Origin of the sequence: uncultured Shewanella sp. (assembly GCF_947495455.1) — a bacterium.
Classification (GTDB): Bacteria; Pseudomonadota; Gammaproteobacteria; order Enterobacterales; family Shewanellaceae; genus Shewanella.
The window spans coordinates 1-16365 of sequence record NZ_CANLZC010000119.1; the positions used below are offsets into that span (position 1 = coordinate 1).

15 protein-coding genes are annotated in these 16365 nt (G+C 40.7%); 12 read left to right on the forward strand and 3 right to left on the reverse strand.

Annotation, left to right across the window (positions count from 1 at the left end; genetic code table 11):
* Positions 1–302 precede the first annotated feature (302 nt).
* Positions 303–1106 carry an inositol-1-monophosphatase gene (gene suhB, locus Q0791_RS21520; RefSeq protein WP_299011096.1) on the reverse strand — a complete coding sequence of 268 codons (804 nt, stop codon included), beginning with the start codon at positions 1104–1106 and terminating at the stop codon, positions 303–305.
* 158 nt (positions 1107–1264) lie between these two features.
* On the opposite strand from suhB, the gene trmJ reads away from it, so the two are divergent.
* The 9 genes from trmJ (at position 1265) to fdx (ending at position 8527) form a co-directional block, all read left to right on the forward strand.
* The gene (gene trmJ, locus Q0791_RS21525; RefSeq protein ID WP_299011098.1) at positions 1265–2005 is read left to right on the forward strand and encodes a tRNA (cytosine(32)/uridine(32)-2'-O)-methyltransferase TrmJ; all 741 of its coding nucleotides are present in this window, start codon (positions 1265–1267) and stop codon (positions 2003–2005) included.
* Positions 2006–2018: 13 nt separating this feature from the next.
* Positions 2019–2840: a serine O-acetyltransferase gene (gene cysE, locus Q0791_RS21530; RefSeq protein WP_299011121.1), complete on the forward strand. Its 822-nt coding sequence runs from the start codon at positions 2019–2021 to the stop codon at positions 2838–2840.
* A gap of 246 nt (positions 2841–3086) precedes the next feature.
* A complete protein-coding gene (gene iscR / locus Q0791_RS21535) occupies positions 3087–3548 on the forward strand; it encodes a Fe-S cluster assembly transcriptional regulator IscR (RefSeq protein ID WP_299011100.1) in 462 nt (153 codons plus the stop codon).
* A gap of 86 nt (positions 3549–3634) precedes the next feature.
* Positions 3635–4849 carry an IscS subfamily cysteine desulfurase gene (locus Q0791_RS21540; RefSeq protein WP_299011102.1) on the forward strand — a complete coding sequence of 405 codons (1215 nt, stop codon included), beginning with the start codon at positions 3635–3637 and terminating at the stop codon, positions 4847–4849.
* Between the two features lie 32 nt (positions 4850–4881).
* Positions 4882–5262 (forward strand): Fe-S cluster assembly scaffold IscU, encoded by a 381-nt coding sequence (gene iscU / locus Q0791_RS21545; protein WP_299011104.1) that lies wholly within the window; start codon positions 4882–4884, stop codon positions 5260–5262.
* A 15-nt stretch (positions 5263–5277) separates the two neighbouring features.
* On the forward strand, positions 5278–5601 hold the full coding sequence (gene iscA / locus Q0791_RS21550) for an iron-sulfur cluster assembly protein IscA (RefSeq protein WP_299011106.1): 324 nt from the start codon (positions 5278–5280) through the stop codon (positions 5599–5601).
* A gap of 18 nt (positions 5602–5619) precedes the next feature.
* On the forward strand, positions 5620–6150 hold the full coding sequence (gene hscB, locus Q0791_RS21555; RefSeq protein WP_299011108.1) for a co-chaperone HscB: 531 nt from the start codon (positions 5620–5622) through the stop codon (positions 6148–6150).
* Positions 6151–6317: 167 nt separating this feature from the next.
* Positions 6318–8180, forward strand: coding sequence for a Fe-S protein assembly chaperone HscA (gene hscA / locus Q0791_RS21560; protein ID WP_299011110.1), 1863 nt, complete (start codon positions 6318–6320; stop codon positions 8178–8180).
* Between the two features lie 8 nt (positions 8181–8188).
* Complete coding sequence (gene fdx, locus Q0791_RS21565) at positions 8189–8527, forward strand: ISC system 2Fe-2S type ferredoxin (RefSeq protein ID WP_299011112.1); 339 nt, start codon at positions 8189–8191, stop codon at positions 8525–8527.
* Positions 8528–8602: 75 nt separating this feature from the next.
* On the opposite strand, the gene Q0791_RS21570 is transcribed toward fdx, so the two are convergent.
* Entirely contained in the window at positions 8603–10093 is a 1491-nt protein-coding gene (locus tag Q0791_RS21570) for an MAC/perforin domain-containing protein (protein ID WP_299011113.1), read from the reverse strand.
* A gap of 346 nt (positions 10094–10439) precedes the next feature.
* Positions 10440–11150, reverse strand: a complete 711-nt coding sequence (locus Q0791_RS21575) for a metal-dependent hydrolase (RefSeq protein WP_299011115.1) — start codon at positions 11148–11150, stop codon at positions 10440–10442.
* A gap of 438 nt (positions 11151–11588) precedes the next feature.
* On the opposite strand from Q0791_RS21575, the gene iscX reads away from it, so the two are divergent.
* From iscX to Q0791_RS21590, 3 genes are all read left to right on the forward strand, one after another.
* Entirely contained in the window at positions 11589–11789 is a 201-nt protein-coding gene (iscX, locus tag Q0791_RS21580) for a Fe-S cluster assembly protein IscX (RefSeq protein ID WP_299011117.1), read from the forward strand.
* Between the two features lie 237 nt (positions 11790–12026).
* Positions 12027–12458, forward strand: coding sequence for a nucleoside-diphosphate kinase (gene ndk, locus Q0791_RS21585; protein ID WP_299011118.1), 432 nt, complete (start codon positions 12027–12029; stop codon positions 12456–12458).
* A gap of 1110 nt (positions 12459–13568) precedes the next feature.
* A complete protein-coding gene (locus tag Q0791_RS21590) occupies positions 13569–16184 on the forward strand; it encodes a TonB-dependent receptor (RefSeq protein ID WP_299011119.1) in 2616 nt (871 codons plus the stop codon).
* Positions 16185–16365: the final 181 nt, after the last annotated feature.

The window sequence follows — 16365 nt, forward strand, 5'->3', positions numbered from 1 at the left end:
TACAGCATAAATGCGCCTTGAATTGAAAAGCCTGAGAAGCTCTGAATTGATCATCTATATAATGGAATTGGTATAAGGTACGATACAAAGTGTGTAATAAAAAGGCAATAGTAGAGTAAATAAACATCGGCGGAGTGGAGGGATCTGAGCTGGTGGATAGGCATTATTTAAACTATAACTGAGTTACTGAAAAATGCCCACAAGGGACTGAATTTTGAGCAGAAACACTAATGCTGTTTTCAAAGTATGATAAAAAGCGCCTTATCGGCGCTTTTTGGGTTTTCAGAATATGGAATGAAAGCTTAACGCTTTAGTGCATCATTGAGTAAAGGACGGAAGCTTTTGACCATAGTCGTTGTGGCTTTTGGCGAGCCTGCAATGATATTACCTGAGGCTAAGTAATTATGGTTGCCCGTTAAGTCAGTCACTGTGCCGCCAGCTTCACGGACAATAAGATCCCCCGCAGCGATGTCCCATGGCTTAAGGCCAATTTCAAAGAAACCATCTAAACGGCCCGCGCCTAAATAGGCTAGATCAAGCGCTGCAGAGCCAGCACGGCGAAGATCGGCACATTGGCTGAAGACATCGGCAAACATGTTCATGTAAGTTTCTGTGTGTTGCTTAGCCTTAAATGGAAAGCCTGTACCGATAATGGCTGTGTTGAAGTCTGTTGACTTGTTGACGCGAATACGGAAATCGTTAAGCTTGGCGCCTTTACCGCGAACGGCAGAAAAAAGCTCGTCACGAATAGGATCGTAAATAACGGCGACTTCGGTTTTGCCTTTAAATTGCATGGCAATAGAAACGGCAAAATGAGGAATGCCGCGAACGAAGTTATTGGTGCCATCCAAAGGATCAATTATCCACACATAATCACTGTTTCCAACGCGATTTTCACCTTTCTCTTCACCAATAATAGTGTGATCTGGGTAAGCCTTACGAATTTGATAAACTATGGTAGATTCAGCTTCCTTGTCCACATTAGTGACATAGTCATTAATTCCTTTAGAACTGACCTCAATACGATCAAGCTCGGCAAAGGCGCGTACAATAGTTTGGCCGGCAGCGCGAGCGGCGCGCACAGCAATAGTTTGCATTGGAAGCATGGTTGCTATCCCCTGGATGTTAAAGAACGGATACGAATAATCGGAGCGCGATTATACGTGATTTGTTGGTTAGATCAAATATTGATTTAAGTATAAATTTTTTCAGTAGTGTGTGGTAATATTCTTAGCAATCATCTTTTATAAAATTAAGTCGTTTAATGCTAAGTAATATACGTGTTGTTCTCGTTGGAACTTCCCATCCGGGAAACATTGGTTCTACAGCCCGTGCAATGAAAACCATGGGACTGTCTTCTTTATACCTTGCAGAGCCTAAAGTGGCCCCAGATGGACATTCGGTGGCTTTAGCCGCTGGCGCATCCGATATTCTCAAACATGCAGTGACTGTTGACTCTGTCGAAGAAGCCATTGCAGATTGCTCTATGGTGATAGCGACGAGTGCACGTAGTCGAACCCTTGATTGGCCTATGCTTGACCCGCGCGCTGCTGGGGAAAAACTGGTTGGCTCAGCGGTAAATGGTCCTGTAGCGATTGTTTTTGGCCGTGAAAATAATGGGTTGACTAATGAAGAGCTGCAAAAGTGTACTTATCATGTGGCAATCCCTGCTAACCCAGAATACACTTCATTAAACTTGGCTCAAGCGGTACAAATTATTTGTTATGAAGCCCGGATGGCATATCTTGAGTCCACTAAGGTCGATTACCCTAAGGTTGAGGAGGTTTATCCTCTGGCCAAAGAGCAAGAAAACTTTTTTTCTCATTTAGAAAAAACACTATTATCAACAGGGTTTATTGTTAAAAATCATCCCGGTCAAGTGATGACTAAACTGCGCCGTTTATTTAGTCGTGCGCGAATTGAGCGAGCGGAGATGAATATTTTACGTGGCATATTAACCTCTGTGGACAAAAAAGTGGTGGATAAAACATCAAGTGATCAATAGATAACAAGGAATCATCACCATGTTTGCAAGGCTTAAAGATGATATTGCGTCGATATATCATCGCGATCCCGCCGCGAAAGGCACACTGGAAATATTGCTCAATTACCCTGGTATGCAAGCCATTTGGATCCATCGTATAAGTCATAAACTGTGGTTGAAAAAATGGCGTTTATTATCCAGAGGCTTATCGACATTCTCTCGTTGGTTAACTGGCGTTGAAATTCATCCTGGTGCGACCATTGGACAACGCTTTTTTATCGATCATGGCATGGGGGTTGTTATTGGAGAAACGGCTGAAATTGGTGATGATTGTACGCTATATCATGGTGTGACATTGGGTGGAACCACTTGGAAGGCGGGAAAACGCCATCCGACCTTAGGTAATAATGTGGTGGTGGGGGCGGGGGCACAGATTTTAGGTCCGATCACTATGCACGACGGTGCCAGAGTGGGCTCAAACTCGGTGGTGGTCAAAGATGTGCCTAGTCATACCACAGTGGTTGGCATTCCGGGACGCGTGGTAACAACGCCTTCCAAACAATCTAAGGAAACGACAGATCGCCGCCATGAAATGGCAAAGAAATATGGTTTTGATGCCTATGCTGTTTCACCAGATAACCCCGATCCTGTTGCCAATGCAATTGGGCAAATGCTTGATCATATGCACTTAATGGATACTAAAGTTCAAGAGCTTTGTCAGGCAGTGCAAACCTTGGGGGGCAGTGTGTGTACCGATAAATTACCGGATCTTGAAGTGAATGAGTTCAGTGAGGCTGAGTTGGCCGCAGCACAAAAACGTGCTCAAGATCTCGATGAATTTGATCCTATCATTTAGTCTTGTATCGTATATCATATCGCACATGCTTTTAAGCTAAATAAAAGTGCGATTTTCATTGAATATTACTCGATAAAAAGGTTAAATACCGAGCTTGAAAACAACCAAGCCTTGATGGCTTATTAAAGCAAAATCAAAGACCAATAATACTTGAGTAAACGACTTGGTTTTATACTTGACTAATTTACTCGGGTATGTTGAAATTAAACTATGCTTTTTTAGGCGTTTTCAGGAGCCGAAGTCGACATGAAACTTACATCGAAAGGTCGGTATGCAGTAACGGCAATGTTAGACGTTGCTATGCATTCTACGGCTGGGCCAGTGCCGCTGGCTGACATTTCAGAGCGTCAAGGGATATCATTGTCCTATCTAGAGCAACTCTTTGCTAAATTGAGAAAAAATGACTTAGTTTCCAGTGTTCGAGGGCCAGGCGGTGGATACCGTTTAGGTATGAATGCCTGCGATATCTCAGTGGGCATGGTGGTACGCGCTGTGGATGAATCCGTGGATGCGACTCGTTGTCAAGGACAAGGAAATTGCCAAGGTGGAAGTCGTTGTTTAACGCATTCACTTTGGGGCGATTTAAGTGATCAAATTTCAGACTTTCTGAATGGTATCACTCTAGCGGGGTTGATGCGTAAGCGAGATGTACAGTTTATATCTGTTCAGCAAGATAAGTTACAACAGGAGCAAAGGTTGGGTGTTTAACTCTCTTTTGCGATGATTATAAAAAATAAATTTTTGTACGTTGTGAGTAGCCTGTGATAGACAGGTTACAAAGTACGGAGTGTGAGATGAAATTACCTATCTACTTAGACTATGCTGCGACAACACCGGTTGATCCCCGTGTAGCAGAAAAAATGATGCAATGCATGACGATGGATGGCATTTTTGGCAATCCTGCGTCACGTTCTCATCGTTATGGTTGGCAAGCCGAAGAAGCGGTGGATATTGCCCGTAATCAGATTGCTGAACTGATTAATGCCGATCCCCGTGAAATTGTTTTTACGTCTGGGGCGACAGAATCTGATAATTTAGCCATTAAAGGTGTGGCGCATTTTTATCAGAAAAAAGGTAAGCATATCATTACGAGTAAGACTGAGCATAAAGCGGTATTAGATACTTGCCGTCAGCTTGAGCGTGAAGGATACGAGGTCACTTACTTACAGCCTGAAGATAACGGCTTAATTCCATTAGCTATGCTTGAAGAGGCAATGCGTGACGATACGATTTTGGTGAGTATTATGCACGTGAATAATGAAATTGGTGTTATTCAAGATATCGATGCCATTGGCGAGTTGTGCCGTTCACGTAAGATTATCTTCCATGTTGATGCTGCGCAAAGTGTCGGTAAGTTAGTGGTGGATGTACAAAAAACTAAAGTCGATTTGTTATCGATTTCAGCTCATAAAATGTATGGCCCTAAAGGGATTGGCGCCTTGTATGTGAGCCGTAAGCCTCGTATTCGCCTTGAAGCAACTATGCATGGCGGTGGTCATGAGCGTGGTATGCGCAGTGGCACATTGGCGACTCATCAAATTGTAGGAATGGGTGAGGCGGCGGCCATTGCCAAAGCGGACATGGACAGTGATAATGCGCGCATTTTGCGTCTGCGTGATAAATTATGGAATGGTATCAAGCACATCGAAGAGACGTATATTAACGGTGATTTAGAGCAAAGATATTGTGGAAGCTTAAATGTGAGCTTTAACTTTGTTGAAGGCGAGTCATTAATGATGGCGTTAAAAGATTTAGCGGTTTCTTCTGGTTCTGCTTGTACGTCTGCAAGCTTAGAGCCTAGTTATGTATTAAGAGCACTGGGCCTTAATGATGAGATGGCGCATAGCTCTATTCGTTTTTCCATTGGCCGTTTTACTACCGATGAAGAAATTGAGCATGCAATAGAAACCATTACACAATCTATTGGTGTATTAAGAGAGATGTCTCCGTTATGGGAGATGTTCAAAGATGGCATCGATTTGGACTCAGTCCAATGGGCACATCATTAATCGTTCACGAATAGACAGATTGGAGAAGTATCATGGCTTATAGCGAAAAAGTAATCGATCATTATGAAAATCCACGTAATGTGGGTTCATTTGACAAAAACGATCCTTCAGTTGTCACTGGAATGGTCGGCGCGCCCGCTTGTGGTGACGTCATGAAGTTGCAATTGCGCATCAGTGACAACGGTATTATTGAAGATGCTAAGTTTAAAACTTATGGATGTGGTAGTGCTATTGCGTCCAGTTCATTGGTCACGGAATGGGTTAAAGGTAAGTCCGTTGAGCAAGCGCTAGAAATTAAAAATACGGATATTGCTGAAGAATTGGCACTTCCTCCGGTAAAAATTCATTGCTCTATTTTGGCTGAAGATGCGATTAAAGCCGCGTTAGATGAATATAAAACCAAAGAAAGCTAGTTAAGCGGAGTTAAGATGACAATGACGATTACGCCTGCGGCGGCGGAGCGAATAAAGAGCTTTTTAGCCAGTCGTGGTAAAGGCTTAGGTTTGCGGATCGGATTGAAGACATCAGGCTGCTCAGGGATGGCTTACATCCTTGAGTTTGTTGATGAACTGAATGACGACGATGAACTTTATGCAATTGATGGCGTGAATATTATTATCGATGCTAAAAGTTTAGTGTATCTTCAGGGCATAGAATTGGATTTTGTAAAAGAAGGCTTAAACGAAGGTTTTGAATTTAATAATCCTAATGCAAAAGGCGAGTGTGGTTGCGGTGAGAGCTTTACCGTTTAACTTCAGCTCAGATAAACAATGAATTATTTTGAATTATTTAGTTTTCCTCCTTCTTTTGATGTCGATACCGCCTTACTTGCTCATCGTTATCGCGATTTGCAAAAGGCGGTGCATCCCGATAAGTTTGCCCATGCAACAGAACAAGATAAACGCTTGGCAGTACAAAGTGCTGCGCAGATAAATGATGGGTTTCAAACTCTTAAAAATCCTGTGTTACGTGCAGAGCATCTTCTTGCTTTAAAAGGGATCACCTTGAGCCATGAATCTACAACGGTAAAAGATACTTCATTTTTAATGCAACAAATGCAGTGGCGTGAGTCATTAGAAGATATTACCCATAGTCATGTACCTGATGATTTAATTAATGAACTTAATCAATCATTTACAGATTATTCTCACTCTATTACTGCCGAATTGGCGATTTTACTGGACAGTGAGGTCCAATTGGACTGGGAACGCGCAGCTGATCATGTTCGCAAGTTAAAATTCATGGTAAAATTGCAGGATGAATTGATTAAGGTTGAAGATGCCTTATTCGATAACGATTAGTATTCATTTTTTAGCTATTTAATAAGTTAGGTAGGTGAGCGTCGGTCCTCATATTGTCTTGCTAATATGCCCTATTGTGTTTTGTTTCATGTAATAAATATGGCATTGGTCATCAGTAAGCATTCGCTAACCGAGCGGTGTCACTTACCTCATCAAGTTGGACAAATATGGCACTTTTTCAGATTGCTGAGCCTGGGCAGAGCGCAGCACCTCATCAACACAGACTCGCTGTGGGGATCGATTTAGGCACGACTAACTCATTGGTTGCTGCTGTACGTAGCGGTGAGGCGAAAACCCTTCCTGATCTTGATGGCAGACACTCTCTTCCATCGGTTATTCGTTATACTCAAGAAAAAATCTATTTTGGCCATGAGGCAGAGTCCTTTTCGGCACAAGATCCTCAAAATACTATAGTGTCAGTCAAGCGCTTCATGGGCAGAAGCCTTGCCGATTTACAATCCAATAAATTGATTTCGGCTTATGATGTAACCACAAGTGATAATGGCTTACCCTTGTTTAAGACTCAGCAAGGTCTTGTGAATCCGATACAGGTGTCTGCTGAAATATTAAGGCCACTGGTGGCAAGGGCAGAAGAAACCCTTGGTGGTGAGCTTGAAGGTGTAGTGATCACAGTCCCTGCTTATTTCGATGATGCACAGCGTCAAGGTACCAAAGAAGCTGCTGCGTTAGTGGGTGTGAAGGTCCTTAGATTACTGAACGAGCCTACGGCTGCTGCGATTGCCTATGGGCTTGACTCTGGACAAGAAGGGGTGATTGCGGTCTATGATTTAGGCGGTGGCACCTTTGATATTTCCATATTACGGTTAAATAAAGGCGTCTTTGAAGTTTTAGCGACGGGCGGAGACTCTGCATTAGGAGGTGATGATTTCGATCACCTTTTAGTGGATGCATTTATTGAGCAATGGCAATTAACCGATGTAACGCCAAGCCTTGAAAGGCAGCTGTTTATTGAGGCAAGGCGAGTCAAAGAAGCATTAACAGATAATGCCTTAGTGACGGCATCTTTGACATTGGCCGATGATCATACTCTGCGCTTTGATGTGACTCGTGAAGCATTTGATGCGCTTGTTTCCCCTTTGGTGAAAAAAACCATTAGCTCTTGTCGCCGAGCCATGCGAGATGCTGGGGTGAGTGTTGATGAAGTCCTTGAAACTGTCATGGTAGGGGGCTCGACACGTGTTCCTTTTGTTCGTGAGCAAGTGGAAAGATTTTTTAAGCAAACACCACTGACTTCGATCGATCCCGATCGTGTTGTGGCTATTGGCGCTGCCATTCAAGCGGATATTTTAGTCGGTAATAAGCCGGATACTGATTTATTATTGCTCGATGTGATCCCATTGTCATTAGGGATTGAGACTATGGGCGGCTTAGTTGAGAAAGTGATCCCTCGTAATACCACCATTCCTGTGGCACGGGCGCAAGAGTTTACCACTTTTAAAGATGGCCAAACAGCAATGGCGTTTCATGTGGTGCAAGGGGAGCGGGAGTTAGTTGATGATTGTCGTTCATTGGCGCGTTTTAATTTGCAAGGGATCCCAGCTTTATCGGCGGGTGCGGCTCATATTCGAGTCACCTTTCAAGTGGATGCTGATGGACTGCTTAGTGTCACTGCTATGGAAAAATCAACGCAAGTGCAATCAAGTATTCAAGTGAAACCTTCATTTGGCTTATCGGATACTGAAATTGGTAACATGCTTAAAGATTCCATGACTCATGCAAAGGAAGATATCAGTCGTCGAATGCTGGCAGAAAAGCAAGTGGAAGCTGCCAGAGTACTGGAATCCTTAACGGCCGCATTGAATAAAGATGGTAATTTGCTCAGTGCTGATCTGCGTGGTTCTATTGAGGCCAGTATGCAGCATTTAGCCAAATTGGCTGCCGATGTCGATGGAGATGCCATTGAAAAAGCCATCGAAGATTTAGATAAATTGACTCAAGATTTTGCTGCAAAACGTATGGATAATTCTATTAAACTGGCACTCAAAGGCCAGTCTGTTGACAATATATAGGTAACGAGATGCCACAAGTTGTATTTTTACCCCATGAAGAGCTATGTCCAGAAGGGGCAGTGATTGAAGCAAAGGAAGGTGAGACTGTACTTAATGTTGCGTTAAGGAATGGTATTCATATTGAGCATGCTTGCGAAAAATCTTGTGCGTGTACAACCTGCCATGTGATTATTCGTGAAGGCTTTGATGAGCTTGAAGAAAGTGATGAGCTTGAAGATGACATGTTAGATAAGGCTTGGGGACTTGAGCCTGAGAGTCGCTTGTCTTGTCAGTCTAAAGTGCCCAGTAGCGATTTGGTTGTTGAAATCCCCAAATACACGATTAACATGGTTAGTGAGGGAAATTAAGCTTCCAATCATGTAATTATAGAGCCATTAGCAAAAGCCAACTGTTTATTAAGTTGGCTTTTTTGAAGCCGAAAGTCAAACACTGGTTGAATAGCAAAGATAAACGTAATCTCCGCCAGAGCCTTTATTGAGATCTTGCTCGAGTCTAGTAAAACCATGTGGGGCTTGCAGATCCGGACTTGAACCGCTTACCACATCGAGATCTTTAATGGCGATACTGTCAATAAAAGGGACTTTTTTATAGCAAAGATAGATATATTCTCCGCCAGAACCTTTGTTTAAATCCACATCCAACTTAGTGAAACCCACGGGAGCTTGAGTACGTTCTCCCATGATAATTTGAATATCTGAAATACATTTTGGATTATCTGTCTTCAGTCCGTTAGCAGAGACTTTATGATAGCAAAGATAAATATAATCACCACCAGAGTCTTTATTTAGATTGACTGGAATTTTCACGTAGTCACAGGGGGGACGAATCGATGAGTGATCGCCGCGAATAATAATAATGCTGTCGATGTAATCTGCCCACATTTGATGGGCTTTAAAGGTATCCATTGCCCATGTGTCTTTAAAGTAGGCATACATTTTATGTTGTTCTTCAGTGGAATGGCATAATGTCCAAATGCCAGTGAGTGGCCGTTTCAGGGTAAAGTCAATCATAGTTGCGGCATTTACAATGGAGTGACGCCAATCGTCAAAGTTCTGTTTTTGGCTTGAAAATGCCTTTAGGGCAGGTTGATGTTCTCCACCAACAATCAGATGGCGAGAATTGGAATGCGCGTTAAAATTGTGTATGGCTGCTTCATATTCTTGTTCATCATCATAAGATAATTGGCCAGTGAGCTTTTGATAGACAGCTTTAGCGACCATGTCGATAGGATAGGTACTTTCCCTGTGGATTTTATTGGTCGATGAGGCAAAGACAGCTCGACCTCCAATGATAATTCCGGTTAAAAAATGGCTGCCATATTGCTGAAATAATTGAGCATAATCTGAAGGTGAATGAGCAGCATCAATGGCTGTTTTGATGTCATCTTTTAATAAAGTGCGTAATTGATTGGGCTTATCCTCTAGCTGCAATGACCACAAAGGAATAGTTTGTTGAACCCGTGTAAAAGCATTTGCGGCTTCTCTAAGACTGCGGGATGAAAAATCATTGGTCACTGAACTTGAAAAGAGATTATAGGCATTTGGGATTTGGGCAGATTGCGATAAGTTATTTTGGTATTTGGCAATATTCTTGCCTGAAAAGCATAGGTATTGCGCTTGGTTGATAAGGTTGACTGAAATGGGATCCGGAATAAGCCTATCTTCTTTGAAGTCAACGGGCCGACGTTTTGCTTTATGCCAGTCAAACAGGGGGACAGTGATGCTTTTGGCAAAGGCGTAATGGCCAAAAATATCGTAGCCCGCACCAATGGCTTCGACTCCTTTTAAGTCGTTTAAGGGAAGATCCAGTTTATGTCGCAAAAGTTCAAGATAAGCATAGCCTTGATACTGTGGAGTGACTTTAAATTGATTGTCTTTTTCGTTCGTTAACTCACCTGTCACTATCACCGTCATTGTCTTTCTGCCCCTATTGATTATTGCTTTACTTAACCTGAACTCGGGATAATGAGTGTCAAAAATGTGAGGTAACCCATTTAATATTAAAAAATTGAATAAAATTGGGTCATTCTTTATTTTCGGACTTGGCTTAATACTGCAATTTTTGTCGATATCAAGGCGGGATTTCGTATCTAATAGCGGGCTATTAGTAGAAAGCACAACACAGATAGGGGCAAAAATAGTGCTATTAAGCGGCGCTGCTTATCCCGAGTTCAGGTTACTTAGGTTCAGTGTAGGTTGTTTTTTCTATTTTAGGGGCATTCTTGTGAAGCTTTCCCATCCTTGGGAGTATTGATTGTCTTTATCTCCACCATTGACTTATAAAGGAAGGGATGATGGTGAGATTTTCAAGTTGAATTTGCCATATGATTAACACAGAGCGCATTTCATCAGTGTGGGGAAAGAGATAAAACAGACCTGCACCGATAAATATCATTTGCATTATTGTTGTTAATGGAAAGCGTTTATCGATGAGCTTCATGGCAGTACCAAAGGAGGATTTTAACGTGTTATTTGCCAAATCGACGCTATAACATTCATCGAGTATTAAATGAGTGAGGGCACCAATAAAAATGGCGACTCCAATGAGAAGTGATAAATTTAATGCTTGTTGCATGAATAAACTAAGACAAACTCCCATTATGGAAAACATAATGACAGCCACAATAGAATGTAATGTTCCTCTGTGCACTGTGATTTGTTCAAAGATAGGTTTAATGGTGTAAACTGTTATGGCATAAATGACTATACCGACCACCCACATTTCAATTAACGAGGCTAGTGGATATAAAAAGAGGGTGCCTGCGGATAAAAAGAAGCCTAAAATGCTAAATAGCCATTGAATAGAAGTGGAATTATCGGAGTCCAGATCAGGCAAGAGCCCAGATAAAGCACCGATGGAAAATAAGAGTAAGCTTTCTGGAAGGGTTAAAATATGTGTTGCGAGTGCAATAGAGCTTAAAGGTGCGCTGGTAAGGGTACTTGCTTTGAGATGTGTGGAGAAATTTGCCAAGAGAATAACCTTAAATGCTAGCTGTTGAAAAAGATCAGTAAAAAGAAGCGACTTGAGCCGACTTAACCTAAAAAATAATCTTGTAGTGGTTCAAGCATGACCTTAAAGTATGTCCTCTAACTTGTATAGAGGATTTACATAATATGCTTTTTATTTAATCACTTATGATAAGGTTAGCAGAATTATTGTTCAAGGATATTTATATTGAACGAATAAATATGTGTTATTAAAACGGATTTAAATCTGCCATATTAGCGACAAAAAATAATCATTCCTTAAAGATACTGGTGTTAGAAATTATCTAACCCTATCCACTGCTAATCTCAGGAAATAGTGGAGTGGGTAATTGAGCCTTTACTTACCTGTGGGTTAGCCATTGACTGGTATATTTCATATGTCGTCGTATACTGTATGAGAAGGCTAAATAAAGGAATATATATGACGTTGAAATGGATTGATTCTCGTGAAATCGCAATAGCGCTGATAGATAAGTATCCTGATATCAACCCGCTTAAAGTGCGCTTTACTGATCTTTATGAATGGATTTTATTATTGGATGAATTCAATGATGATCTTCAGCACTGCAATGAACGTATTTTAGAGGCGATTCAAACTTGTTGGATTGAAGAAATGGATTGATTGTCTTCTATTGTTGGTCGATTTTGCATGATAACCTTGTTGTCGTGCCACTTCACTCTTAAAAATACGGCAATAATACGCCTTGAATTAGACACTTTTACGCACTCTGAAAACATGCACCTTGCAGTATCCCGAGTATATCTGTATGAGATCTTCATACAAGGGTATGAATCATGCGTTAAATTTCGTATAATCCGCGCGAATTTTAATACATGTTTATAAAAAAGGATGCTTTTCATGGCTATCGAACGTACTTTTTCAATTGTAAAGCCTGATGCAGTTGCCAAAAATAACATTGGCGCTATCTACAACCGTTTTGAAGCTGCAGGTTTAAAAATTGTTGCTGCTAAAATGGTTCATTTATCTCAAGAGCAAGCCGAAGGTTTTTACGCTGAGCACAGTGAGCGTCCTTTCTTTGGTGCATTAGTGGCTTTCATGACTTCAGGTCCTATTATGGTTCAAGTGCTAGAAGGTGAAAATGCCGTTCTTGCTCACCGTGATATTTTAGGTGCGACTAACCCAGCGGAAGCAGCTGAAGGGACTATTCGTGCTGATTTTGCTCAAAGCATCGATGAGAATGCTGCTCACGGTTCAGATTCACTGAGCTCAGCTGAGCGTGAAATTGCTTATTTCTTTAGTGCTGAAGAGCTTTGCCCACGCACTCGTTAAGAGTGAGTGTAACGATAAAAAAGAAGCCTGAGGGCTTCTTTTTTTATGTCTTTTATTTGGCCTGTTGATGAATCTTGGTGATTTCTATCGTAGTTTGTGGGGGAGAATATTAGGAGTCGATTTACTAAGGGAATTATGCTCAGTCAAGCTTGAGGGATGAATGTTTAATGTTACTTTTTATTATTTCATTTTAATGTTAAATTTTAATGTTAACCACTGACTATTTCATTTAAATTAGATTTTATCGCTAGTAAACCAAATAATAAACTCATTCTAAATTTAGGCCTTATTTTCATATAAAGGTGTTTAATTTTTCTATTTTTTATGCCAGTAAATGCTTTTTTGTGAAATAGAGTTGTGGAAGTTTGAATTTAGTATCACTTTTTCTGCCCATACTGATCTTATAGAAAAATATTAAGCTATCTCATTTAATCTCTTTCTTTCAGTTTATGCTGTGTTAGGTCGTTTTAACGTCTTAATCAAGTGGATGTTTGAGTTTGAATCAAAGGTTCGCGAACTGTTTTCTAGCATTCTTTTTGAGTCAATGATGACATTACAGTGTTAAATATTCGAACGACTTAATCGTTATATTTATCATATAACGATATCAGTATCATGCCTCTATTTATTTAACATTTGATGTTATTTTGATCGCCCAAATCGAGTGTATATCTTGGTTTCGATGGCATGCGGTCTGATAGTAATATGCTTCTTTTTGAATAACATTTGTATCCATAACTGATACTTTTATTTATTAAATTGTTATTTTTTGCATTTGTTTTAACTTATTAAATAATAAATTTATATTTATTTAAACTTGGTATCAAAATGAATCGTTGTGATAGTTTAATATAATTTATTTTTATATTTAAGATAGTTTTTTATAACTGTGTGTTTTTATTTGATTTGTATTATTTATCATTATTTTTATTGGTTTTTATTTGTTCGTAAAAACGTTTTCAAGTTATTTTAATGTAATTCGTGTTGACATGAAGTCGTATATTTAACAGTATTTAGTTTGAAAATAATTAATGTTAGTTTCAATAATAAAATAATAAACAACAAATAATAATATTTTGATATTTCAATTTGGAGTGTCAGGGAGAATATATGCATTCATTAACTTTAGCTGCGAAAGCAGTCCGTCGTAGCTGCTTGGCTATGGCTGCCACTAGTGTTGTTTTATCTGGGCAAACTTTCGCAGAAGAAACAACAATTGAAGAGAAAGTCGAGCGTATTTCTGTAACGGGTTCACGTATTAAACGAACCGATATGGAAACAGCAAGCCCTGTTACCGTGATTGATGCCAGCGCGATTCAAGCATCGGGTGCAACATCAATTGATTCTGTGCTTCAAACAATGACCGCCACGGGTGGAGCCATGACTAACCCAGGTATTAATAATGGCTCTCAAGGTAACGCATCGATTAATTTACGAGGTTTAGGCTCACAACGTACGCTTGTATTAGTGAATAGCCGTCGTATGGTCAATTCTGGCACAGGCGCGGCTTCAACCGTCGACCTAAACACTATTCCAGTTTCTATGATTAAGCGTATTGAAGTGCTTAAAGATGGCGCTTCGGCGGTTTACGGCTCTGATGCGATTGCGGGTGTGGTTAACATCATTTTAAAAGATGATTTTGAAGGTTTTGAATTAAATGCCCAAAGTGGCGCCTCAACCCAAGGTGATGCAACAACAACCAGTATTGATCTTACGGTTGGTGGTAACTTTGATCGCGGTAATGCGGTAATGGGTATTCAATATATGGATCGCGGTGATGCTAGCATGGCTGATCGTGACTTTTCAGCTTGCCCCTATGCAGAAAGCACAGATGATAATGGCAATATGTCACTCTACTGTGCGGGCAGTGTATTGACTCCTTATGGGCATGTATATGGACCAAATGGTGAGTCGCTGCAAGGTAATGCTGATGGTACTTGGCATAATTTTACTGATAGCGATAGATATAACTATGCTGCAGAAAGTTATCTTTATACGCCAATGCAACGTTTAAATATGACGGCATTAGCAAACTATGAGCTAACCGACACACTGAATTTCTTTGGTGAGGCCATGTATGCTAAGCGTTGGTCAGAGCAGCAAATGGCGCCTCAACCTATTTGGACTGATTTTACCTATACAGAAGCCATGGGTGACAGTTTAATTAGTAGTGGCATTAACTACGATGATACTGTGACTTATTACCGCCGAATGTCAGATGTAGGCAATCGTGAATTTAGTCAAGTTGTTGATACTGTCCGTGTTGTTACTGGGATAGAAGGAGAGTTTGGTGACTCGTGGAGTTGGGATGTGGCGGTTAATTATGGTCGTAATGACTCTGTGGATCGCCTAGCGAACCTGATTAACATGGGTTCTGTTAATGATGATATTGCTGACGGCACGTTTAATCCATTAGATCAAACGGCATGGTCTGGCGAGAACATGCAAGGTTACACTTACACTGAGATTAACTCGGGTGGCAGTGAAATGTTTATTCTGTCTGCTAACATAGGTGGCGAGTTATTTGAATTGCCAGCGGGCATGGTTGGCTTTGCAGGTGGTATTGAGCAAAGAACCGAAAAAGCATGGTTCATTCCTGATTCATTAACAGCTCAAGGCTTAGCAAACGATCCCAAAGTGGATCCCACTAGCGGTGAGTATGATGTGACTGAAGCCTATGCTGAATTTGTTATTCCCGTACTTTCTGATATGTTCTTAGCTGAAAATGTTGAAATTAGCGCGGCAGTGCGTGCGTTTGATTACAGCACCTTTGGTAGTGACAGCACTTGGAAGTTAGGATTAACTTGGGGTGTGACGGAAGATTTAATGCTGAGAAGTGTTGCTTCAACGGCCTTTAGAGCGCCTACGGTCGATGAATTGTATTCTGGTCAGTCTACCTCGTTTGATCAAGTTACTTTCCCTGGTGCTCAAGATCAGGCACAAGTGACTGTGGGTGGTAATGAAAATTTAACACCGGAAGAAGCAAAGACCTTAACAGCAGGTTTTGTTTATTCACCTAGCTGGTTTGACGGTTTATCAGTAACGGCCGATTATTATAATATTAAAATTGATAATGCCATTGCGGAAGTGAACGCTCAGTATATTGTAGATTCTTGCTTAGACAGTTCTGGTAATGCAACTAATATGAGTTCTGCACTGTGTCAGTCTGCTCAAATTTCAATGGATAATACAGGTCGTATTAGTTTTAACAACCAATTACAAAATATTGGCTCTGAGAAAACATCAGGTATTGATTTAAATGTGGCCTATAACTTTGAAATGCTTGGTTTAGATTGGAGAGCGGCTGCCGATAGTACTGTTTTATTAGATTATGAAGTGACCACAACTGAAGGGACTGTCGATTATGCTGGCTTTATCACTTCAGGTATAGGGAGTTTTTCAAAGTATAAAACTAACCTTGATTTGAGCGTGATGGCCGATGATTGGAGTGCAAACTATCAAGCACGTTTGATCGCGGGCATGGACAGCTTTGATTGTAAGGATGATACATCAGCCTGTTATGCTCCTTCAGTCGGTACGGTTGTTTATCATGATATCTCTGCGTCATACTTCATGACCGAGAACTTAACTTTCTCTGCTGGTATTAATAACTTGTTTGATAAGACGCCTCCATATTATTCAGGCAATAATGATTCAAATACTGATCCTTATACCTATGATACTTTAGGCCGTCGTTTTTATGTTCAAGCTAGCTTGAAAATGTAATTAAGGCTCATAATTGAGTTGAATAAAACACCGCGAATATCGCGGTGTTTTTTTATGTAAAAAATAGAATGCACGGTATTTGTATTAAGAAGATAATATTAAACTCTTAGGTGTCCCCTTATATAAAGCAGCCACATCAAGGGTTTTGAGGTAAAATACTCCAAACAACCATAATAAGCTC